16 protein-coding genes are annotated in these 20,222 nt (G+C 62.7%); 12 read left to right on the top strand and 4 right to left on the bottom strand.

Annotation, left to right across the window (positions count from 1 at the left end):
* Positions 1-9: 9 nt before the first annotated feature.
* The 3 genes from ACQ4W4_RS00160 to ACQ4W4_RS00150 all read right to left on the bottom strand — a co-directional run bounded on the left by ACQ4W4_RS00160 (position 10) and on the right by ACQ4W4_RS00150 (position 4,588).
* Positions 10-1,338 carry a hypothetical protein gene (locus tag ACQ4W4_RS00160; RefSeq protein WP_436540303.1) on the bottom strand — a complete coding sequence of 443 codons (1,329 nt, stop codon included), beginning with the start codon at positions 1,336-1,338 and terminating at the stop codon, positions 10-12.
* A 130-nt stretch (positions 1,339-1,468) separates the two neighbouring features.
* Positions 1,469-3,586 carry a T6SS effector phospholipase Tle3 domain-containing protein gene (locus ACQ4W4_RS00155; protein ID WP_436540302.1) on the bottom strand — a complete coding sequence of 706 codons (2,118 nt, stop codon included), beginning with the start codon at positions 3,584-3,586 and terminating at the stop codon, positions 1,469-1,471.
* A 144-nt stretch (positions 3,587-3,730) separates the two neighbouring features.
* The gene (locus ACQ4W4_RS00150; protein ID WP_436540301.1) at positions 3,731-4,588 is read right to left on the bottom strand and encodes an MBL fold metallo-hydrolase; all 858 of its coding nucleotides are present in this window, start codon (positions 4,586-4,588) and stop codon (positions 3,731-3,733) included.
* A 166-nt stretch (positions 4,589-4,754) separates the two neighbouring features.
* Here ACQ4W4_RS00150 and ACQ4W4_RS00145 point away from each other — a divergent pair, with 166 nt between their 5' ends.
* The 9 genes from ACQ4W4_RS00145 (at position 4,755) to ACQ4W4_RS00105 (ending at position 16,619) form a co-directional block, all read left to right on the top strand.
* Positions 4,755-4,991, top strand: a complete 237-nt coding sequence (locus ACQ4W4_RS00145; RefSeq protein WP_436540300.1) for a hypothetical protein — start codon at positions 4,755-4,757, stop codon at positions 4,989-4,991.
* Between the two features lie 112 nt (positions 4,992-5,103).
* Positions 5,104-5,352, top strand: coding sequence for a hypothetical protein (locus tag ACQ4W4_RS00140; protein ID WP_436540299.1), 249 nt, complete (start codon positions 5,104-5,106; stop codon positions 5,350-5,352).
* Positions 5,353-5,713: 361 nt separating this feature from the next.
* The gene (prpB, locus tag ACQ4W4_RS00135; protein WP_436540298.1) at positions 5,714-6,601 is read left to right on the top strand and encodes a methylisocitrate lyase; all 888 of its coding nucleotides are present in this window, start codon (positions 5,714-5,716) and stop codon (positions 6,599-6,601) included.
* A 71-nt stretch (positions 6,602-6,672) separates the two neighbouring features.
* The gene (gene prpC / locus ACQ4W4_RS00130) at positions 6,673-7,827 is read left to right on the top strand and encodes a bifunctional 2-methylcitrate synthase/citrate synthase (protein WP_436540297.1); all 1,155 of its coding nucleotides are present in this window, start codon (positions 6,673-6,675) and stop codon (positions 7,825-7,827) included.
* 11 nt (positions 7,828-7,838) lie between these two features.
* A complete protein-coding gene (gene acnD / locus ACQ4W4_RS00125; protein ID WP_436540296.1) occupies positions 7,839-10,433 on the top strand; it encodes a Fe/S-dependent 2-methylisocitrate dehydratase AcnD in 2,595 nt (864 codons plus the stop codon).
* A gap of 121 nt (positions 10,434-10,554) precedes the next feature.
* Positions 10,555-11,754 (top strand): 2-methylaconitate cis-trans isomerase PrpF, encoded by a 1,200-nt coding sequence (prpF, locus tag ACQ4W4_RS00120; protein ID WP_436540295.1) that lies wholly within the window; start codon positions 10,555-10,557, stop codon positions 11,752-11,754.
* Between the two features lie 144 nt (positions 11,755-11,898).
* Positions 11,899-13,434, top strand: coding sequence for an MBOAT family O-acyltransferase (locus ACQ4W4_RS00115; RefSeq protein WP_436540294.1), 1,536 nt, complete (start codon positions 11,899-11,901; stop codon positions 13,432-13,434).
* 12 nt (positions 13,435-13,446) lie between these two features.
* Complete coding sequence (locus tag ACQ4W4_RS00110; protein WP_436540293.1) at positions 13,447-14,673, top strand: hypothetical protein; 1,227 nt, start codon at positions 13,447-13,449, stop codon at positions 14,671-14,673.
* A gap of 59 nt (positions 14,674-14,732) precedes the next feature.
* Entirely contained in the window at positions 14,733-16,619 is a 1,887-nt protein-coding gene (locus ACQ4W4_RS00105; protein ID WP_436540292.1) for a propionate--CoA ligase, read from the top strand.
* 44 nt (positions 16,620-16,663) lie between these two features.
* On the opposite strand, the gene ACQ4W4_RS00100 is transcribed toward ACQ4W4_RS00105, so the two are convergent.
* The gene (locus tag ACQ4W4_RS00100) at positions 16,664-17,377 is read right to left on the bottom strand and encodes a S24 family peptidase (protein ID WP_436540291.1); all 714 of its coding nucleotides are present in this window, start codon (positions 17,375-17,377) and stop codon (positions 16,664-16,666) included.
* 149 nt (positions 17,378-17,526) lie between these two features.
* Here ACQ4W4_RS00100 and ACQ4W4_RS00095 point away from each other — a divergent pair, with 149 nt between their 5' ends.
* The 3 genes from ACQ4W4_RS00095 to ACQ4W4_RS00085 all read left to right on the top strand — a co-directional run bounded on the left by ACQ4W4_RS00095 (position 17,527) and on the right by ACQ4W4_RS00085 (position 20,222).
* Positions 17,527-17,937, top strand: coding sequence for a FeoC-like transcriptional regulator (locus tag ACQ4W4_RS00095; protein WP_436540290.1), 411 nt, complete (start codon positions 17,527-17,529; stop codon positions 17,935-17,937).
* A gap of 81 nt (positions 17,938-18,018) precedes the next feature.
* Complete coding sequence (locus ACQ4W4_RS00090) at positions 18,019-18,447, top strand: hypothetical protein (protein WP_071076698.1); 429 nt, start codon at positions 18,019-18,021, stop codon at positions 18,445-18,447.
* Between the two features lie 275 nt (positions 18,448-18,722).
* Entirely contained in the window at positions 18,723-20,222 is a 1,500-nt protein-coding gene (locus ACQ4W4_RS00085) for a nucleobase:cation symporter-2 family protein (protein WP_436540289.1), read from the top strand.

Here is a 20,222-nt window from a genome sequence, read left to right as displayed (position 1 = left end):
CAATCCACCTCACTGCGAGTAGCCCTGCATATCGTCCGCCGCATCGTGGCGGATGCCCCACCACGGCAGATACGCATTGTTTTCGCCGCGCGCGCGGAACCATGGCTTGTCGTGATTGATGGGGCGCACGCTGGCCGGCGGCAAGACCAGCACGCCCGTGACGCTGGCAGGATCGCTGGTGCCCGCCACCAGTACCGGCTTGCCGACGTGGTTCGCATGGGCGATGGCCAGGGCGACATTGGTCAGCGCCGTGCCGGCACCCATTTCGCCCAGCAGGGCAGGCGTATTGAAGGTCTGCGGCAGGAAGTCGAAATCCGGTACTTCCAGTGTCAGCGCGTGCGCCAGCTGACCCAGACGGTCGGAGGAGGTGGGCAGGGTTTTATTGGCATCGTGGATGACGTAGCCGATGTCTTCTTCCGTCTTGCCGCCATGGCGTGCCGCCTCGGCAAATAGCGCCTGCCAGGCCTGCACGCCGCGCGGCGGCTGGTCCTTGGCCAGTGCAAAGTCCGCCATGCTTTTCGTGGCCGGATAGCCTATCCACGCCAGCGCCGCGCGCTCCGTCTGGTAATCGGGGCCGGCCAGCACCAGCAGCACCAGGTTTTCATTGATCTGCATGGTTTTTGGCCGGCTCGGCGCATCCCAGTTCATGACCCACACGGTTTGCTGCGGATGCGCTTCCAGGTAGGCCAGCGCGGCTTGCAGGGAGGCGAAGCCCGCATTGTTGCCGCCCAGGGTGATGCGTACGTCGGGTGGGGTGGCGCGGGTCCAGAGAGTGGGGAAGTGGGTGTTGCCGATGCTGAAGGTGTTGGTGATGGTTTGCTGCGTGAATTGGTGTACTTCTGTCAGATCGAATTTTCCTTCAGGCAAGGCATATTCCACGCGGATACCCGCCAGTTCGCGCCAGTTCTGTTTTTTATCCTTGGGATAGACATGGTAGAAGTAGGTGGGGCTGGAATAATAAATATCGTGGAAATTGCTCATCAGCTCGCGCAGATATTTATGGTGATAACCCTTGAACGTTTCCGTGCCATCGAGATCGTGAGCAATGGGGGCGACGGCCTGCAGGGTACTGAAGCCCCTGGGATCCGTCCTGACCATATCGTCATTCTTGTTGGGTTTGGCCAGACCCAACGTCCATAGCAGTTGCCACTCGGTTGGATAGTCGAGCCGCTGCAGCGGATTGAGCCACTGCAGGCCCACCACTTGTGCCCGGAAGGGAGCATGGGTCGTGTTTTTTGGGAGATCATCTTCCTTCTGCACAGGTTGCACGGCGCAGGCCGTCAATAGTGCGTACAGGGCGACAGCGGCGAGCATGGGCAGCGCAAGGAACTGTTTCATGAGTTCTCCAGGTGAATGGATAGTCTGGTGATCTGCATAGCTTGGCCAGTTGAGCCAGAGCGCAAGGCAAATGACAATGAAAGATGCGGCGAGCGCCCAGGCCAATCGCTGGCGCGGCGTGGCAATGAACTTACGCACCGTCAGTCCTCAGCGCAAAGTTGGTGGAAGGGTCGGTAGGCCTGGCGTTCTGACGCTCGTCTATGATGTCTTTTGGCTTTCTGGCAGGGCTGTCTTTGTCATTTGCCCATGTAAATAAAGATACATTTTTAAATGTGCCATTGTCGTAGTATTCAAAGAACTCTCCAGACTCGAAAGATGCACCCTTCAGCAGACTCCAATCCGCCGCAACCCGTAACTTGCGCAACGCCTCCTGCCTGATCGTGCACACCCCCACCGCCACGTCATACGCCAGTGCCTTTTGCGCATGCTCGGGATTGGTCATGATGGTCGAGTGATCGGTGGCGTGGGTGTCGATGTTTGCGGCCAGGTAGTTCTGAATTTCGTTCTTGCGCCAGGCATTGAATTCCTTGCTGGCCTCCTCCGGCTTGTCCACCGCCGTCACAGGCTTGCCTTTTTCGACCAAGCCGTCGCGCCTGGCCTGCATGCGCAGCATGCCATTCTGTTCGTAGCGCAGCGCCGCCTCGGCTTGCGCATCGCCCTTGCCCTGGGAACGGTAGGGCGCGTACGCGTCATCGGCTTCGGCGGCGCGGTCCTTGTGCAGGGAGTCGGCCGGGGCATCGCAGCCTTCGTCAAATTGTTCGCTGATGTCGGCGAAGCGTTTGGAGTGCGGCAGGAATGCCTCGGGCAGCTTGGGCGCCTTCATCGGCAGCCGCCAGGACTTGGGCGGCAGGGCGTTGATGCGCGTGCCGGCAGTCTTGGCGAGAATGATGACGATGGGCGCGAACAAAAAGGTCAGTATCTTGCGCCCGATACCTTTGCTGGCCCGCATGCCCTTTTCGATCGAGTACTCGGCGACCAGTGAACGCGGGTGCCAGAAATCGAGGCTGTCCGGCGTCAAGGGCTGGCCATGGCGCTGCCAGATATCGTAGTCCTTTTCATTTTCCTGGCCAACAAGGTGGTTTTGTGCAAACACGCGCTGCGTGAAGACGCCTTCGCCGCCCGTATCGGTAATTTCCTGCGCCGACATGCCGCGCCAGCCTATGCCCTGCACGGGCGTGGCCGAAATCACCTGGTCGTGCGGATTGAAATACACATAGGTGGAGCCATGCAAGCCGTGGTCTGCGCGGTCGAACGCCGCCGTGTAGCTGTCCTTGCGTTCAGGCTTGCGATTGGCGCTGCACTCGTCGACAAAGGCGGCATCCTGCTGCATGGCCGAGCGTGTGCGCAGGATGTCGAAAAACGCTTTCAAGGTTTGCGTGCGTGCTTCGTACTTTTGCCGGCCCGTATTGCCATGTTCATCCTTCAGATGGCCGCTGACCCAGTTTTCCGTGAAATTGCTGTCGAGCAGGCTGTAGGGTGGATTGCACAGCACGTAACTGTCGGCCACGGCGGAAGCGCCCAGCGTTTCACCGAGAAAGGCGGCCGCCATGGCCACCATATTGCCCTGGCTATGGCAGACGATGGTGACGGGTGCGTCGTGCTGGCACGCCCTGATCGATTGCACGAGATGCGCCAGGCGCCACGCGGCGAACACGAAATACGGGCGCGGCGGGCAGGCATACACTTGCCGGTCATTCGTCGGGTTCATGTGCTGGATATGCATCCACAGGAACAGTTCCTCGGACAAGCCCTGGCCCCACAGATCGGGCAGGGCGCTGCAGCCGTTGGCGAACGGCCCGCCGCCCCAGTAATTCTTTTCGTTGAGATAGATGCCGTCGCCAAATGCCTGCAATTCCTCGCCGTTGGCCTTGTAGCCCCAGCGGAAGCGGATCACGGGCGAATTGGCGTCGTCGGCCTGCAGGAAGGTGGTGGCATTGCGCTTGGGGTTGAGGAAACCGTCATCCGTCAATTCGCGTGTGTAAGTGGCAGCCTGCATCTGCCCGGCGGCCGGGCCGGGGATTGCCAGGTCCTCGTCGCGGCGTTTCAGGCGGGCATTCAGGCCTTCGCACAGGCCTTGTTCGGCCTGCTCATACCATTCGCCGTCGGAATTGACGCCGTGCACAAAGATGATGATGCCGGGACGCGGCAATCGCGTGACGGCCTTGAGCAGCGCATGGCTGAACAAGGTCGTGCCTTCGGCTTCGGCGAGCAGGATGCAATTGGTATCGAGCGTAGGGTCGGGCGACATGCGGGCGCTCCATCCAGGATGGGGAAGGAAAAATAGCTGCGCCCAAGCAAACCCAGGCAATCTGCACTGTATGCGGATTGCCTGAGGTGGAACTTGCGTGGTATCAAGAAAGGAAGAGCTGCGGGCGGGGAGTGCCCGAGCCAATCAGATCGCGTTCAGCGGTATTTTAAGGTAGCGCACGCCGTTGTCTTCCGGCTCGGGCAGCTTGCCCGCGTTGATGTTGACCTGGATAGCGGGCAGGATCAGGGTCGGCATGTCCAGCGTGGCGTCGCGGCCCGTGCGCATGGCCACGAACTGTTCTTCCGTGATGCCGTCGCGCAAATGGATGTTGCCGGCGCGCTGTTCGGCCACCGTCACTTCCCAGCGCGGCGCGCGGCCGTTGGGCGGGTAGTCGTGGCACATGAACAGCCGCGTCTGCGGCGGCAGCGACAGCAATCGCTGCACGGAACGGTACAGCAGGGCAGCGGAGCCGCCGGGAAAGTCGCAGCGGGCCGAACCGACATCCGGCATGAACAGGGTGTCGCCGACGAAGACGGCGTCGCCGATCTGATAGGCCAGGTCGGCCGGCGTGTGGCCGGGCACGTGCAGCGCGCGCACTTCCAGCTTGCCAATATGAAACACCTGGTCGGGCGCGAACAGCTGGTCGAACTGCGAGCCGTCGGCCCTGGCGCCATCCTGGTGGTAGACGGCGGCGAAGGCGCGCTGCACCGTCTGGATGGCGGCGCCGATGGCCACGTCGCCGCCCAGCTGCTGCTGCAGGTAGGGCGCGGCGGACAAGTGGTCGGCATGCGCATGGGTTTCCAGCAGCCAGCGGCACTGCAAGCCGTGTTCGCGCACGAAGGCGATCACCTTGTCGGCCGAGGCGGTCGAGGTGCGGCCCGCCTTGGGGTCGTAATCGAGCACGGAATCGATGATGGCGCAGTCCCCGCCATCGGCCTCGTAGACAACATAGGTGACGGTGGCGGTGGCGGGGTCGAAGAAGGCTTGAATTTGTGGAGTCATCGCGGCAGCAAGGGGCGGGCAAGGGAATAGCATTATATCGCCAGAGTTCGCTGAAAAAATGCTGCGAAGTGACATTTGGCATGCGAAAAACAGATAAGCGCCCGTCGCAGTCGTGCGCACCCTGGCGCTTGCAGCATGGTAACCTCATTCTTCCAAGGAGGAATTCATGAACGATATCACTGCACGCAGCGAACAGTACCGTGGTTTTACGATTTCCGTGACCCCGCAAAAGGACAATGACGATTTATGGGATTTTACCTATCGCCTGCAGCGCGATGGCGAACCTGCGGCGCAAGCGATCACGCGCAGCCGCACCCTGGGCGGCTACGCGGCCCCCGAGACCGCTTGCACGGCTGGCCTGGAAGTGGCCAGGACGGAAGTCGACAATCTGCTGCGTCCTTGAGCCAGCGTAAATCGTTTAGCCCGATTGCCCGCTGGCGCGTGAAACACGTCGCTAGCGGCCCCGCTTCATGCTACGATTTCCAGTATTGAGTCAGTCACCAAGGAGGCACCCCATGAATAGCAGTTCTAAAATTCACTATAAAGGCTGGGAAATCGTTCCCCTGGCCGTGCCCACCACCGACGGCAAATGGTCGGCCAGCTGCGACATCGAACGCGCTACCGCGGAAGGCCTGGAAGTCTTCGAAGGCTCGACCATGCAATTCGTGCGCGACGACGAGGACGGCGCCATCGCCGCCGCCTGCGAAGAAGCCGTGCGCCAGATCGACAACATCATCGCCAATCCGCTGGTGCGGCTGGCCTAGTTCTTTATTCTTTCAGTCATTGTGTTCCCGCAGCCGGCATCCGCCGGCTGTTTTTTTTGCGCGCTACCGGCCGCGCGTCGGCCTGCCTCTTTCCCCTCAGTGTTGTTTCATGTTTCAATATAATGTTTCAAAATGAAATATTGAAACAAAAATGAAACGCTGCACATGGCAAACGTGACGTCGCTGTTCCCTGGCGGCACAGTGCTGGAACGGCGCTGGCCAGCGCAGCGTCCCTTGTTTTCAATCTGCGGTCACGGCTTTTTCGCCGTGCCGCGCTGGCCTGGCACGGCATTTGCAATATTGATGCTCATAGCCACTCCGTGAAACATTCGCGACCATCCGAAACCCATAAGGTGAACACATGACTCAATACTCCGCAGGTGCCGCATTCCGCAAGGCCGTCCAGGAAGAATCCCCGTTGCAAGTCGTCGGCGCCATCAACGCCAACCACGCCTTGCTGGCCAAGCGCGCCGGCTACAAGGCCATCTACCTGTCCGGCGGCGGTGTCGCGGCCGGTTCGCTGGGCTTGCCCGATCTGGGCATTTCCAGCCTGGACGACGTGCTGACCGACATCCGCCGCATCACCGACGTGTGCGACCTGCCGCTGCTGGTCGATGCCGACACAGGCTTCGGCGCCTCCGCCTTCAACGTGGCGCGCACGGTGAAATCGATGATCAAGTTCGGCGCGGCCGGCCTGCACATCGAAGACCAGGTGGGCGCCAAGCGCTGCGGCCACCGTCCGGGCAAGGAAATCGTGAGCAAGGAAGAAATGGTCGACCGCATCAAGGCCGCCGTCGATGCGCGCACGGACCCGAACTTCGTCATCATGGCGCGCACCGATGCGCTGGCCGTCGATGGCCTGGAAGCGGCCCTCGAGCGCGCCGTCGCTTGCGTCGAGGCGGGCGCCGACATGATCTTCCCGGAAGCCATCACGGACCTGGACATGTACGCCACGTTCGCCAAGGCCGTCAACGTGCCGATTCTGGCCAACATCACGGAATTCGGTGCCACGCCGCTGTTCACGCTGGACGAACTGCGCAGCGCCCACGTGGGCCTGGCCCTGTACCCGCTGTCGGCTTTCCGCGCCATGAACAAGGCGGCGGACAACGTCTACCGCGCCTTGCGCCGTGACGGCACGCAAAAGAATGTCGTCGACACCATGCAGACGCGCATGGAACTGTATGAATCGATCAATTATCACGACTTCGAGCAAAAGCTCGATGCGCTGTTCGCCGCGCAAAAGAAATAAAGAAAGAAGCAGGGACCGCAAGCCGGTCCCGCAGTGACGCAACCGAGACTAGTCAATTTTTGGAGAAATCAATGAACGCACCGCAAGCCGCCACTTTCAAGCCTAAAAAATCCGTCGCCCTGTCCGGCGTCACCGCCGGCAACACGGCGCTGTGCTCGGTCGGCAAGACCGGCAACGATTTGCATTACCGCGGCTACGACATCCTGGACGTGGCCGACAGCTGCGAGTTCGAGGAAATCGCCTACCTGCTGGTGCACGGCAAGCTGCCGACCGCCGCCGAACTGAAAGGCTACAAGGCCAAGCTGAAGTCCCTGCGCGGCCTGCCGTCGGCCGTGAAAGCGGCGCTGGAAGCGCTGCCTGCCGCCGCCCATCCGATGGACGTGATGCGCACGGGCGTGTCCGTGCTGGGCTGCACCTTGCCGGAAAAGGACGACCATAACGCGCCGGGCGCGCGCGACATCGCCGACCGCCTGATGGCGTCGTTCGGCTCCATGCTGCTGTACTGGTACCACTACAGCCATAACGGCAAGCGCATCGAAGTGGAAACGGACGACGATTCGATCGGCGGCCACTTCCTGCACCTGCTGCACGGCGAAAAACCGTCCGCGTCGTGGGAAAAAGCCATGCACACGTCCTTGATCCTGTACGCGGAACACGAATTTAACGCCTCGACCTTCACCAGCCGCGTCATCGCCGGCACGGGGTCGGACATCCACTCGGCCATCACGGGCGCCATCGGCGCGCTGCGCGGCCCGAAACACGGCGGCGCGAATGAAGTGGCGCTGGACATCCAGAAGCGCTACGACAATGCCGACGAAGCGGAAGCGGACATCCGCGAGCGCGTCGCCAACAAGGAAGTGGTGATCGGCTTCGGCCACCCCGTCTACACGATTTCCGACCCGCGCAACGTGGTCATCAAGGAAGTGGCGCGTTCGCTGTCGCAGGAAGCCGGTTCCACCAAGATGTTCGACATCGCCGAGCGCCTGGAATCGGTCATGTGGGAAATCAAGAACATGTTCCCGAACCTGGACTGGTTCTCGGCCGTGTCGTACCACATGATGGGCGTGCCGACGGCGATGTTTACGCCGCTGTTCGTCATTTCGCGCACCTCGGGCTGGGCCGCCCACATCATCGAGCAGCGCATCGACAACAAGATCATTCGCCCGAGCGCCAACTACGTGGGTCCGGAAGACCTGGAATTCGTGCCGATCAAGGACCGTAAATAATGGTTACGAACATGAATACACTGCACCGAAAATCCTTGCCGGGAACAGGGCTCGATTACTTCGACACGCGCGCCGCCGTCGATGCGATCGCCCCAGGCGCCTACGCCACCTTGCCCTACACCTCGCGCGTACTGGCGGAAAACCTCGTGCGCCGCTGCGACCCGGCGACCCTGAACGCCTCGCTGAGCCAGTTCATCGAACGCCGCCGCGACCTCGATTTCCCATGGTTCCCCGCGCGCGTCGTCTGCCATGACATCCTGGGTCAGACGGCCCTGGTCGACCTGGCCGGCTTGCGCGACGCCATCGCGGCCCAGGGCGGCGATCCGGCCCTGGTCAACCCGGTGGTCCCCACGCAGCTGGTGGTCGACCACTCGCTGGCCGTCGAGTGCGGCGGTTTCGACCCCGACGCCTTCGCCAAGAACCGCGCCATCGAAGACCGCCGCAACGAAGACCGTTTCGATTTCATCGACTGGACCAAGAAGGCGTTCAAGAACGTCGACGTGATCCCGCCCGGCAACGGCATCCTGCACCAGATTAATCTGGAGCGCATGTCGCCCGTGATCCAGGTGCAGGATGGCGTGGCCTATCCCGACACCCTGGTGGGCACGGATTCGCACACGCCCATGGTCGACGCGCTAGGCGTGATCGCCATCGGCGTGGGCGGCCTGGAAGCGGAGAGCGTGATGCTGGGCCGCGCCTCGTGGATGCGTCTGCCCGACATCATCGGCGTCAAGCTGACGGGCAAGCCTCAGCCGGGCATCACGGCGACCGACACGGTGCTGGCGCTGACGGAATTTTTGCGCAAGCAGAAGGTCGTCTCGTCCTACCTGGAATTCTTCGGCGAAGGTGCGTCGCACCTGACCCTGGGCGACCGCGCCACGATTTCCAACATGGCGCCCGAGTTCGGCGCCACGGCCGCCATGTTCTACATCGACGAGCAGACTATCAAGTACCTGAAATTGACGGGCCGCGACGACGAACTGGTGAAACTGGTGGAGCTGTACGCCAAGGAGACGGGCTTGTGGGCCGACAGCCTGAAAGACGCCGAATACGAGCGCGTTCTGAGCTTCGACCTGTCGTCCGTGGTGCGCAATATCGCCGGTCCGTCGAATCCGCACAACCGCGTGCCGACGTCGGAACTGGCCGCGCGCGGCATTTCCGGCGTGGTGGAAAACGAGCCGGGCAAGATGCCGGACGGCGCCGTCATCATCGCGGCCATCACCAGCTGCACGAATACGAACAACCCGCGCAACATGATCGCCGCCGGCCTGATCGCGCGCAATGCGAACCGCCTCGGCCTGACGCGCAAACCGTGGGTCAAATCGTCGCTGGCGCCCGGCTCGAAAACGGTGGAACTGTACCTGCAGGAAGCGGGCCTGATGTCCGAGCTGGAGCAACTGGGCTTCGGCGTCGTGGCGTTTGCCTGCACCTCGTGCAACGGCATGTCGGGCGCGCTCGACCCCGTCATCCAGGAAGAAGTGGTATCGCGCGACCTGTACGCCACGGCCGTTTTGTCGGGCAACCGCAATTTCGACGGTCGCATCCACCCGTATGCGAAACAGGCTTTCCTCGCCTCGCCGCCGCTGGTGGTGGCCTATGCGATTGCCGGCACCATCCGCTTCGATATCGAGAAGGACGTGCTGGGCCATGATGCGGACGGCAAGGCTATCCTGCTGAAGGATATCTGGCCGTCCGACGAGGAAATCGACGCCATCGTCGCTTCCAGCGTCAAGCCGGAGCAGTTCCGCAAGGTGTACATCCCGATGTTTGCCGCGCAGGTGGACGACGGCATCAAGGTCAGCCCCCTGTACGACTGGCGTCCGCAGACGACGTACATCCGTCGTCCGCCATACTGGGAGGGCGCGCTGGCTGGCGCACGCCCATTGAAAGGCATGCGTCCGCTGGCTGTCCTGGGCGACAACATCACCACCGATCACTTGTCGCCATCGAACGCCATCATGCTCGATAGCGCGGCTGGCGAATATCTGGCGAAGATGGGCTTGCCCGAGGAAGACTTCAATTCCTACGCCACGCACCGGGGCGACCATCTGACGGCGCAGCGCGCCACGTTTGCCAACCCGACCCTGAAGAACGAGATGGTCATCGAGGACGGTAAGGTCAAGGCGGGTTCGCTCACGCGCATCGAGCCGGAAGGCACGATTTCGCGCATGTGGGAAGCCATCGAGGTGTACATGGAGCGCAAGCAGCCCCTGATCATCATCGCCGGCGCCGACTATGGCCAGGGTTCCTCGCGCGACTGGGCCGCCAAGGGCGTGCGCCTGGCTGGCGTGGAAGCCATCGTGGCCGAAGGCTTCGAGCGCATCCACCGCACCAACCTGGTGGGCATGGGCGTGCTGCCGCTGGAGTTTTTACCTGGCGTGAACCGCAAGACCCTGAGTCTCGATGGCAGCGAAACCTACGACGTCGTGGGCGAGCGCACGCCGCGCTCCACCCTGACCCTCGTCATCCACCGCAAGAGCGGCGAAACGGTCGAAGTGCCTGTCACCTGCCGCCTCGATACGGCGGAAGAGGTGTCGATCTATGAAGCCGGTGGCGTGCTGCAGCGATTTGCCCAGGATTTCCTCGAATCTTCGAAAGCCGCGTAACGGTAGGTCGGATTAGCGCTTGCGCGTAATCCGACGCTGTCTGCCAAAACGCGCCAACAATGTGTCGGATTACGCGTGGCGAAGCCACGCTGATCCGACCTGCCTCTTTCCAGGAAAACTTATGACCCACACCCCTCAAATCAAAATCCCCGCCACCTACATGCGCGGCGGCACCAGCAAGGGCGTGTTCTTCCGCCTGCAGGATTTGCCCGCCAGCGCGCAAGTGCCGGGCGCAGCGCGCGATGCGCTGTTGCTGCGCGTGATCGGCAGCCCCGACCCGTACGGCAAGCAGATCGACGGCATGGGCGGCGCCACGTCGAGCACCAGCAAGACGGTGATCCTGGCGACAAGCACGAAGCCGGAGCACGACGTCGACTATCTGTTCGGCCAGGTCTCGATCGACAAGCCCTTCGTCGACTGGAGCGGCAACTGCGGCAACCTGTCGGCCGCCGTCGGCTCGTTCGCCATTGCCAGCGGCCTGGTGGACGCCGCCCGCGTGCCGGCAAACGGCATCGCCACGGTGCGCATCTGGCAAGCCAATATCGGCAAGACCATCATCGCCCACGTCCCCATGACGGATGGCGAAGTGCAGGAAACGGGCGACTTCGAACTCGATGGCGTGACCTTCCCGGCCGCCGAAGTGAAACTGGAATTCCTCGACCCGGCCGCGGACGAGGAGGGCGGAGATGGTGGCAGCTCGGCCATGTTCCCTACCGGCAACCTCGTCGACGACCTCGACGTGCCCGGCATCGGCGTGTTGAAAGCCACGATGATCAACGCCGGCATCCCGACGATTTTTGTCGATGCGCACGCGATCGGCTACACAGGCACGGAACTGCAGGACGCCATCAATGGCGATCCGGCCGCGCTGGCCCGTTTCGAGACCATCCGCGCGCATGGCGCGCTGCGCATGGGTTTGATTTCCCATCTCGATGAAGCGGCGAAGCGCCAGCACACGCCGAAGGTGGCCTTTGTCGCCAAACCGGCCCGCTATGTCTCGTCCAGCGGAAAAAAGGTGGAGGCGGGCGACATCGACCTGCTCGTGCGCGCCCTGTCCATGGGCAAGCTGCACCACGCCATGATGGGCACGGCGGCAGTTGCCATCGGCACGGCGGCGGCCATTCCCGGCACCCTGGTCAACCTGGCGGCCGGCGGCGGACCCCGCAACTCGGTGCGCTTCGGCCACCCGTCCGGCACCCTGACGGTGGGCGCGCAAGCGCAGCAGGTCGATGGCCAGTGGCGCGTCACCAAGGCCATCATGAGCCGCAGCGCGCGCGTGCTGATGGAAGGGCGTGTGCGCATCCCCGGCGACGCGTTTTAAGGCCAGGTAGGCGGATGCGCAGGCAGATCAGTTGATATTTCTGCTAGCAAAGAAACTGAGCGACAAGGAAAATGGGGGAGCGTCAGCCGCGATGCGTGCAGCGCAGACGCCGGCGATCTCCCATTTTTCCCGACGGGTGAACTGATGTTATTTAACTCTTACGTCTTCCTGTTCGCGTATCTGCCCATTACGGTGGCCGGTTTTTTCATCCTGGGACGACGCAGCGAATTATGGGCTGCCGCCTGGCTGGCGTCGTCGTCGCTGTTCTTCTACGCTTACTGGGATTACCGCTACCTGCCGCTGTTGCTGGGCTCCGTCGTCTTTAACTATGGCTGCGCGTCGTGGCTGGCGGCCAGCCCCCGGCCGCGCAAGACATGGATGCTGGCTGTCGCCATTGCCGCCAACCTCGGCTTGCTTGCCTACTATAAATACGCGGGATTTTTCGTTGCCAGTCTGGCGCAATTGCTGGAGCAGCCAATTCCCGCTTTGCACGTGATTCTGCCGATCGGCATCTCGTTTTTCACATTTACGCAGATCGCCTTCCTGGTCGACACCTGCAAAGGCAAGGCGCAGGAAAGCCGCTTCGTCCACTATCTGCTGTTCGTCACCTATTTCCCGCATCTGATTGCCGGCCCTGTCTTGCATCACAAGGAAATGATGCCGCAATTCGCCGACCGGCGTACCTTCCGTCTGTCGGCCAGCAATATCGCCATCGGCAGCACGATTTTTTTCATCGGCCTGGCCAAGAAGGTGCTGATTGCCGATAATGTCGGCGCCTATTCGGCGCCCTTGTTCAGTGATCCCGTCGCGCCATCCTTGCTGATCGCCTGGGCTGGCGTGCTCGCGTACGCCTTCCAGCTATACTTCGATTTCTCCGGCTATTCCGACATGGCCATCGGCTTGTCGAGATTATTTGGCGTGCGGCTGCCGCTGAATTTTGCTTCGCCCTACAAGGCGCGCAATATCGCGCAATTCTGGCGCCGCTGGCACATGACCCTGTCGCGCTTCCTGCGCGACTACCTGTATATCCCGCTGGGCGGCAACCGCTGCGGGCCCGTGCGGCGCTACCTGAATCTCATGATCACGATGGTGCTGGGCGGCCTGTGGCATGGCGCCGGCTGGAATTTCATCGTCTGGGGCGCGCTGCATGGCGCTTACCTGGCTATCCAAAAGGCCTGGAGCACGGTGACGCGCAAGCTTCACCTGCCGTCCGATACGCGCGTTGGCAACATCCTGGCGACGGCCCTCACTTTCATTGCCGTCTGCGTCGCCTGGGTCTTCTTTCGCGCACCCGACATGGCAACCGCCCTGACAATCATCAAGGGCATGGCGGGCGGTTTTGGCCTGGACTTGCCCGATGCGCTGGCGCCCCATTTGCTGCCGCTTCAGCCTGTGCTGGCCGCCATGGGCATGGGCTATTACCTAGACGGCGGCACGGTGTTCATTGAAAGCTGGACGTGGATAGCGGTGGCGGCGCTGATTACTTTTTCCATGCCGAATACGCAGCAGATCATGCGCCACTTTGATCCGGCGCTGGATTTTTCTGCCGGCGGGCGACACCTGCGCGCCTGGCTCACCTGGCGCGCCTCGCCTGCTTGGGCGGCCGCCATCGCCGTGCTCGCGCTGGCGAGCATGCTGGCCCTGAACCGGCCTGCTGAATTCCTGTATTTTCAATTCTAGAAAGGGCACATCATGACGGCATCCCCTTTCAAATCCTATCTGGCCGTACTCGCGCTGGTGCTGGCGGGGGGCGCCGTGCTGGTGGGCGTCTTCGTTTTCGTCGTCGACCCTTATGGCCTGTATGGCGTCATCCGACGCGATAATTTCAATGCCGTCAAGCCGGGCCTGAGCCGCTACCAGAACCAGATCAAGCAGGAACATGCGCTGCGCAGGCAGCCGCGCTTCATCATCCTCGGTAATTCGCGCGCGGAGATCGGCTTCGATCCGCGCGCCAGCGCCTTGTCGGCGCTGGGCGCCGGCTACAATCTGGCGATTCCGGGCACGGGCCTGGCGACGTCCGCCAGCCAGTTTGCGCAACTGCGCCAGGCCGGCGTCCGGCCACGCACTGTCATCGTGGGCATGGAATTCATCGATTTTCTCAATCCCGCCGTCGCACCGTCCGCACGTCCGGCGCCAGCGGCCGCCGCGCCAGCGCATGGCCGCGCCTTCTGGCGCTTCGATGCGCTGTTTTCGCTGGCCTCCGTCAAGGATGCGGTGCACACGCTGTGCATTCAGCACGACGATGAGGCTGCCACCTTGTCGGCCGATGGCTTCAATCCCTTGCTGGAGTACGGCGCCCATGCGCGCCGGGATGGCTACCACAAGATGTTCACGCAGCGGGCGCAGGAAAGCGCCGCCAACTTGCGCCGCAAATCGACGCGGGGGCTTGCCACCGAGGACTTTCAATTGCTGCGCACTTTTTTGCTGGCGATGGCGGCCACCGGGACCGATATCAAGCTGGTGATCTATCCGTATCACGCGCAAATGCTGGCCATGTTCGAGGCTGCGGGGCTGTGGCCCCTGTTCGAAGTATGGAAAGCACAGCTGGTGCAGGAAATTGGCGCAGTCAAGGCGCGCTACCCGGATGCGCATATTTCCCTCACTGATTTCAGCGGCTACGGCGCATACAACTGCGAGCCGATACCCGCCGCCGATGAGCGGGGCACTGCCACGCGCTGGTACTGGGAGGCAGGACACTTCAAGAAGGCGCTGGGCGATATCGTGCTGCAGCGCGTGATGTCGCCACAGGATAATGCGCCTGGCGATGGGCAGTTTGGCATGCCGCTCGATGACGCCAGCCTCGAGGAAAACCGCGCGCGGATCGCGCAGGAACGCAACAGTTGCGCGGCGGCGCAGCCGGCATTGTTTTCAGGGCAGCTGCTCGCCGCACAGCATAGCCACAATGGAGGAAGCAGATGAACAGATAAGCAGAACCTGCACGAACAAAAAACACAGATTGCACGCCTACCGGAGGAGACATGAATTTCGCAGCATTCTATCAACACTCGATCGACGCGCCTGACGCTTTCTGGCGCGAAGAAGCGGAAAAGATCGACTGGCATACCCCGTTTTCGCAGGTCCTCGATTATTCCCGCCCGCCGTTCGCCAAATGGTTCGTCGGCGGCACCACAAATTTGTGCCACAACGCCGTCGACCGCTGGGTGGACCGGCAGGGCGATGCCGCCGCGCTGATCGCCATTTCCACCGAAACGAACACGGAGCGCAGCTACAGTTTTCGCGAACTGCAGCGGGAAGTGGAGCGCTGCGCCGCCATGCTGCAGTCGCTGGGCGTGGTCAAGGGCGACCGCGTATTGATCTATATGCCGATGATCGCCGAAGCGGCGTTTGCCATGCTCGCTTGCGCCCGCATCGGCGCCGTCCATTCCGTGGTGTTCGGCGGCTTTGCCGCCAACAGCCTGGCCAGCCGCATCGACGATGCGCAGCCCAAGCTGGTGTTTTCCGCCGATGCCGGCTCGCGCAACGGCAAGGCGATTGCCTACAAGCCGCTGCTCGACGAGGCCATCCGCATCGCCGCGCACAAGCCGCAGCGGGTGCTGCTAGTCGACCGCCACCTGGTGCCGATGGAACGGACGCCGGACCGCGACGTCGATTACGCGGCCCTGCGCGAGCAGCATCTGGACGCGCGGGTGCCCGTCGCCTGGCTCGAATCGAACGAACCGTCCTACGTGCTGTACACCTCGGGCACGACGGGCAAACCGAAGGGCGTGCAGCGCGACGTGGGCGGCTATGCGGTGGCGCTGGCATCGTCGATGCAGTACAACTTCTGCGGCAAGCCCGGCGAAACCTTCTTTGCCACCTCGGACATCGGCTGGGTGGTGGGCCACTCCTACATCGTGTACGGCCCGTTGATCGCCGGCATGGCCACCATCCTGTACGAGGGTTTGCCCATCTGCCCCGATGCGGGCATCTGGTGGAGCATCGTTGAAAAATACAAGGTCACGCGCATGTTCTCGGCGCCGACGGCCATCCGCGTGCTGCGCAAGCACCCGGTGGAACTGATGCGCAAATACGACCTGTCCTCGCTGAAGGCGCTGTACCTGGCGGGCGAGCCGCTCGACGAAACCACGTCGCAATGGATCGCCGACGAACTGAAAGTCGACATCATCGACAACTACTGGCAGACGGAGACGGGCTGGCCCATCCTGTCGGTGGCCAAGGGCGTGGCCGACACGCCGACGCGCCTGGGCAGCCCGGGCATGGCCATGTACGGCTACCAGGTCAAGCTGCTCAACGAGGCAACGGGCGAGGAGTGCGGCGCCAACGAGAAGGGCGTGCTGGTGCTGGAAGGCCCGCTGCCGCCCGGCTGCATGCAGACGGTCTACGGCGACGACGAGCGTTTCGTCGACACCTACTGGTCTACCTTCAGCGGCCGGCAAGTGTATTCCACCTTCGACTGGGGCGTGCGCGACGCGGACGGCTATTACTTCATCCTGGGCCGCACCGATGACGTGATCAACGTGGCCGGCCACCGCCTGGGCACGCGCGAGATCGAGGAAAGCATCACCAGCCATCCGAACGTGTCGGAAGTGGCCGTGGTGGGCGTGGAAGACAAGCTCAAAGGCCAGGTGGCGATGGCTTTCGTGATCCTGAAGAACCCGCAGGGCTATGACAGCGTCGAGGCGAAGGCGGTGCTGGAACGCGAAGTGATGGGCGTCGTCGACCGCCAGCTGGGCGCCGTGGCGCGGCCCGCGCGCGTGCTGTTCGTGGCGCAGTTGCCGAAGACGCGCTCGGGCAAGCTGCTGCGCCGCTCGATCCAGGCTATCTGCGAAGGCCGCAGCCCGGGCGATCTGACGTCGATGGACGATCCGGCATCGCTGCAGCAGATCCAGGCGGCGCTGGCATAAACGCCATGAAGAAAGCGAAGTTTATCAACCGATAAACTTCGTTCTCAAATCCGGTCGCTTTCCTTGCGCACGACCCTGCCCACGATCAGGCATTCATTGCCGCGGCATAGCTTGCGGTGGTATTTGCGCTGGTCGGGGTTGTCCGAGGTCAGCCACCATTCGCCGATATCGCGCGCCATGCGCTTGACCACCGGCTCGCCTTCGTAATTGATGGCAAACACGATGCCGTCGGCCGGCCGGTTGTCGGCCGTATTGATGATCACCACATCGTCCTCGTACAGGGCCGGCTCCATGCTCTCGCCCTTGACCTTGATCGCCACCAGTTTTTCAGGGTGGTAGCCATTGCGCTCGACCCAGCTGCGCGGCACGCTGATGGTGCTGCCGTCGTGCGTTTCCGGCTCGATGGCAAAGCCCGTAATGCCGGCCGACAGGCGCAGCTTCACCTTGCGAATCGGGTAGAAGCGCTCATCTTCGCCATCTTCCACGATCACGGGCTGCACGCCGGCCAGCGCGCGCGCGGCCATGGCCGCCTGGTCGGGCGCCGCGCCCTGGTCGAAATACATGCTGCCCAGCTGCAGGTCCGCTTCCAGCTTGCGCGCGATCTTTTCGCTGAAGGCGCGTCCCTCGCGGTACGTGGGCGAGAGGATTTGCGAGATGCGCGCCTCGCTCCAGCCGCTGACGTCGGAAATCTTCTTGCGCGTGTTGTCGTAGTGCTCGCGGATCAGGGCCAGCAGGCGGTCGCGTCTGTATTGATACATATTCATCTCCACATTAAACCTGAAATTTACCGTTTGATAAATTACCAAATGCTTGACTTTAACATTAGCGATTGATAAAGTCCACTCGTTGCCTGTCGCAAACGCACTACAGCGTTTGCCGGCGGGCAGCACCACGGGAGGTCAGGCAGATGTTGAACAGCAGTCAGTTGGTTGAAAGCAGGGCGGCGCCGCGGCAGGGGCGCCAGTTACAGGGACGCAGCAAGAAATCGCAGCTGCATATCGCCCGCATCGCGCAGTACATCCGCGAGCAGGGCCAGGCCAGCGCGGCGCAGTTGTCCGCCTTGCTGGGACTCGATGCGGGCACCATGAGCCGCTATCTGCGCCACATGTGCGGCATGGGGCAGATTCACCTGGCGCAGCGCCATTGCACGGAGCCGGGACGCCAGCGGCCCGCCCTGTATGCGCTGGGCGAGCAGGACGACGAGGTTGACGGCTGGGCCGAACTGCCGCCGCAGGTGCGGCGCACGGCCAGCTGGCCGCGCGGTGCGGCGCGCCGCGATCCGCTGGTGGCGGCCCTGTTCGGACCGGCGCAAGGGTAGGGCAGCAAGCCGCCTTCTCAAATGAATGACAGCAAGCAAGCTGCCAAGCGCAGCTTTTTTTGCCGCAACTGAAAGCACATCATGCATATCGATATCACCGCCGCAGGGGCTGCCTGGATCAAGCTGCTGGGCGTCCCCTTGCTGGCCGCCTTCTTTGCCACCTTGCTCAGCTTCATGGTCATGTGGCCACGCAACTGCAAGGAGGCGCTCATCCGTATTTGCTCCAGCATCATCATTGCCACGTTTGCCGGTCCCGTCCTGGTGTCGGCGGTGCTGGCGTGGTGGCCCGGCTTGTTTGACAGCGCGCAAACGGTGGCGGCGCTGTATGGCTGTGATCCGGCCACGGGCTTTCTGTTCATTGCCGCACCGCTGATGGCGCTCGTCGGTTTGCCGGCGTGGTGGCTGGTGAGTGCCAGCGTGCGCTGGTTCGACCGGCGCCGCGATAAGGATATCGGTGAACTGGCGGCCGATGCGGCCGCTGCCGTCAAGGAGGTGCGGACGCGACGCTGACGGCGCTGGCGTCCCCTTTTAGTGCATGCTGACGGCAGCGCGCCTGAAATCGGTGCGAAGGGGAGGGCGCCATGCGCCTCATGCTGGTTTGTCGCCACAAACTGTATACAATTCCACCTGGCACGAAGCGTGCATGGCATACCCTGGTCGTCCAACCCAAGGAGCTTCGCATGCATCAACCGCCGCCAGTGTGTTCCTGTCGTCCCGTTTCTGTCTTGCTTTTCCCTTTCACCTGCACCCATCCGGGCTGCGGTAACCCAGGAAATGGAGCGTAAATGGCCTCCCCCCGTCTGAAATCCATCCACCGCAGCGTGCCAGGTGCCGTTCCTGCCGCGCCATCGCCTGTCGATGAAGTGCTGCCGGCCGGAAAACTGTTCACCCTGGGCTTGCAGCATGTGCTCGTCATGTATGCGGGCGCCATCGCCGTGCCGCTGATCGTCGGCCGCGCGCTCAAGCTGCCGCCCGAGCAGGTGGCGGCGCTGATCAGTGCCGACCTCTTCTGCTGCGGCCTCGTGACCCTGATTCAGTCCTTGGGAATCGGCAAGCATTTCGGCATCCGCCTGCCCGTCATGATGGGCGTGACCTTTGCCGCCGTCAGTCCCATGCTGGCCATGGCGAACAATCCGGCCCTGGGCATCACCGGCATCTTTGGCGCCGTGATCGGCGCTGGCGTCGTTTCCATGCTGATCGCGCCCTTCATCAGCCGCCTGCTGGCCCTGTTTCCGCCCGTGGTCACGGGCAGCATCATCGCCGTGATCGGCGTGTCGCTGATGCGCGTGGGCGTGAACTGGGCCATGGGCGGGCCGCCCGCCATGGCGCAGATCGCCGATCCCGCCTTTCTCAAGATGGCCGCTGCCGCCACGGCGGCCGGCTTGCCGGCGCCGGCCGGCCCCGCGCCCCTGATCGCCAACCCCGGCTACGGCGCGCTGGACAACCTGGGCATCGCTTTCTTCGTGCTGGCCGTCATCTTGTTGGTGGCCAGGTATGGCCGCGGTTTCCTGTCGAATATCGCCGTGTTGATCGGCATCATCGCCGGCACGGCCCTGTCGTTTGCGCTGGGCAAGGCCGACTTCGCCAAGGTGGCCAGCGCCAAGGCTTTCGCCATCGTCACGCCGTTCCAGTTCGGCATGCCGACTTTCGACCTGGTTGCTATTGTGACCATGAGCCTGGTGATGATCGTCGTCATGATCGAGTCGCTGGGTATGTTCCTGGCCTTGGGCGAGATGACGGGCAAGCGTATCGAACAGGCCGACATCAGCCGCGGCTTGCGCGTCGATGGTCTGGGCACCTTGATCGGCGGTATTTTCAATACCTTCCCGTACACCTCGTTTTCGCAAAACGTGGGCCTGGTGGGCGTGACGGGCGTGCGCAGCCGCTGGGTCTGCGTGGCGGCCGGCATCATTCTGCTCATCATGGGCGTGATCCCGAAGATCGCGCAGACGGCCGAAGCCGTGCCGGCGTTCGTGCTGGGCGGGGCAGGGCTGGTGATGTTCGGCATGGTCGCCGCCACGGGCATCCGCATTCTGGCCGGCGTCGACTACCAGAGTAACCGCAACAACCTGTTCATCGTGGCCCTGGCTATCGGCTTCGGCATGCTGCCGCTGGTGGCCGAGCAATATGCGCAGCACATGCCGAAAGTCCTGTCGCCGTTGCTGCACAGCGGCATCCTGCTGGCCGCCATCGTCGCCGTGCTGCTCAATCTGTTCTTCAACGGGCTGGCGTCAAGCGAAAAAGCGCGGGAGCAGGCGCGCGAGAACAGCCATGGCAGCGATTGA

The sequence above is a fragment of the Janthinobacterium glycogeni genome, from assembly GCF_051380725.1.
In the GTDB taxonomy this organism is placed as follows: Bacteria; Pseudomonadota; Gammaproteobacteria; order Burkholderiales; family Burkholderiaceae_D; genus Janthinobacterium.
The sequence above is the reverse complement of the archived record's forward strand: the minus strand, read 5'-3'. Positions and strand labels throughout refer to the sequence as shown.

Coding starts and splice junctions, on each gene's coding strand:
- ACQ4W4_RS00110 (WP_436540293.1), top strand. CDS start 13,447: ATGACGGCATCCCCTTTCAAATCCTATCTGGCCGTACTCGCGCTGGTG.
- prpF (WP_436540295.1), top strand. CDS start 10,555: ATGACCCACACCCCTCAAATCAAAATCCCCGCCACCTACATGCGCGGC.
- ACQ4W4_RS00140 (WP_436540299.1), top strand. CDS start 5,104: ATGAATAGCAGTTCTAAAATTCACTATAAAGGCTGGGAAATCGTTCCC.
- ACQ4W4_RS00100 (WP_436540291.1), bottom strand. CDS start 17,377: ATGTATCAATACAGACGCGACCGCCTGCTGGCCCTGATCCGCGAGCAC.
- acnD (WP_436540296.1), top strand. CDS start 7,839: ATGAATACACTGCACCGAAAATCCTTGCCGGGAACAGGGCTCGATTAC.
- ACQ4W4_RS00105 (WP_436540292.1), top strand. CDS start 14,733: ATGAATTTCGCAGCATTCTATCAACACTCGATCGACGCGCCTGACGCT.
- ACQ4W4_RS00155 (WP_436540302.1), bottom strand. CDS start 3,586: ATGTCGCCCGACCCTACGCTCGATACCAATTGCATCCTGCTCGCCGAA.
- ACQ4W4_RS00160 (WP_436540303.1), bottom strand. CDS start 1,338: ATGAAACAGTTCCTTGCGCTGCCCATGCTCGCCGCTGTCGCCCTGTAC.
- ACQ4W4_RS00150 (WP_436540301.1), bottom strand. CDS start 4,588: ATGACTCCACAAATTCAAGCCTTCTTCGACCCCGCCACCGCCACCGTC.
- ACQ4W4_RS00085 (WP_436540289.1), top strand. CDS start 18,723: ATGGCCTCCCCCCGTCTGAAATCCATCCACCGCAGCGTGCCAGGTGCC.
- prpB (WP_436540298.1), top strand. CDS start 5,714: ATGACTCAATACTCCGCAGGTGCCGCATTCCGCAAGGCCGTCCAGGAA.
- ACQ4W4_RS00115 (WP_436540294.1), top strand. CDS start 11,899: ATGTTATTTAACTCTTACGTCTTCCTGTTCGCGTATCTGCCCATTACG.
- prpC (WP_436540297.1), top strand. CDS start 6,673: ATGAACGCACCGCAAGCCGCCACTTTCAAGCCTAAAAAATCCGTCGCC.
- ACQ4W4_RS00095 (WP_436540290.1), top strand. CDS start 17,527: ATGTTGAACAGCAGTCAGTTGGTTGAAAGCAGGGCGGCGCCGCGGCAG.
- ACQ4W4_RS00145 (WP_436540300.1), top strand. CDS start 4,755: ATGAACGATATCACTGCACGCAGCGAACAGTACCGTGGTTTTACGATT.
- ACQ4W4_RS00090 (WP_071076698.1), top strand. CDS start 18,019: ATGCATATCGATATCACCGCCGCAGGGGCTGCCTGGATCAAGCTGCTG.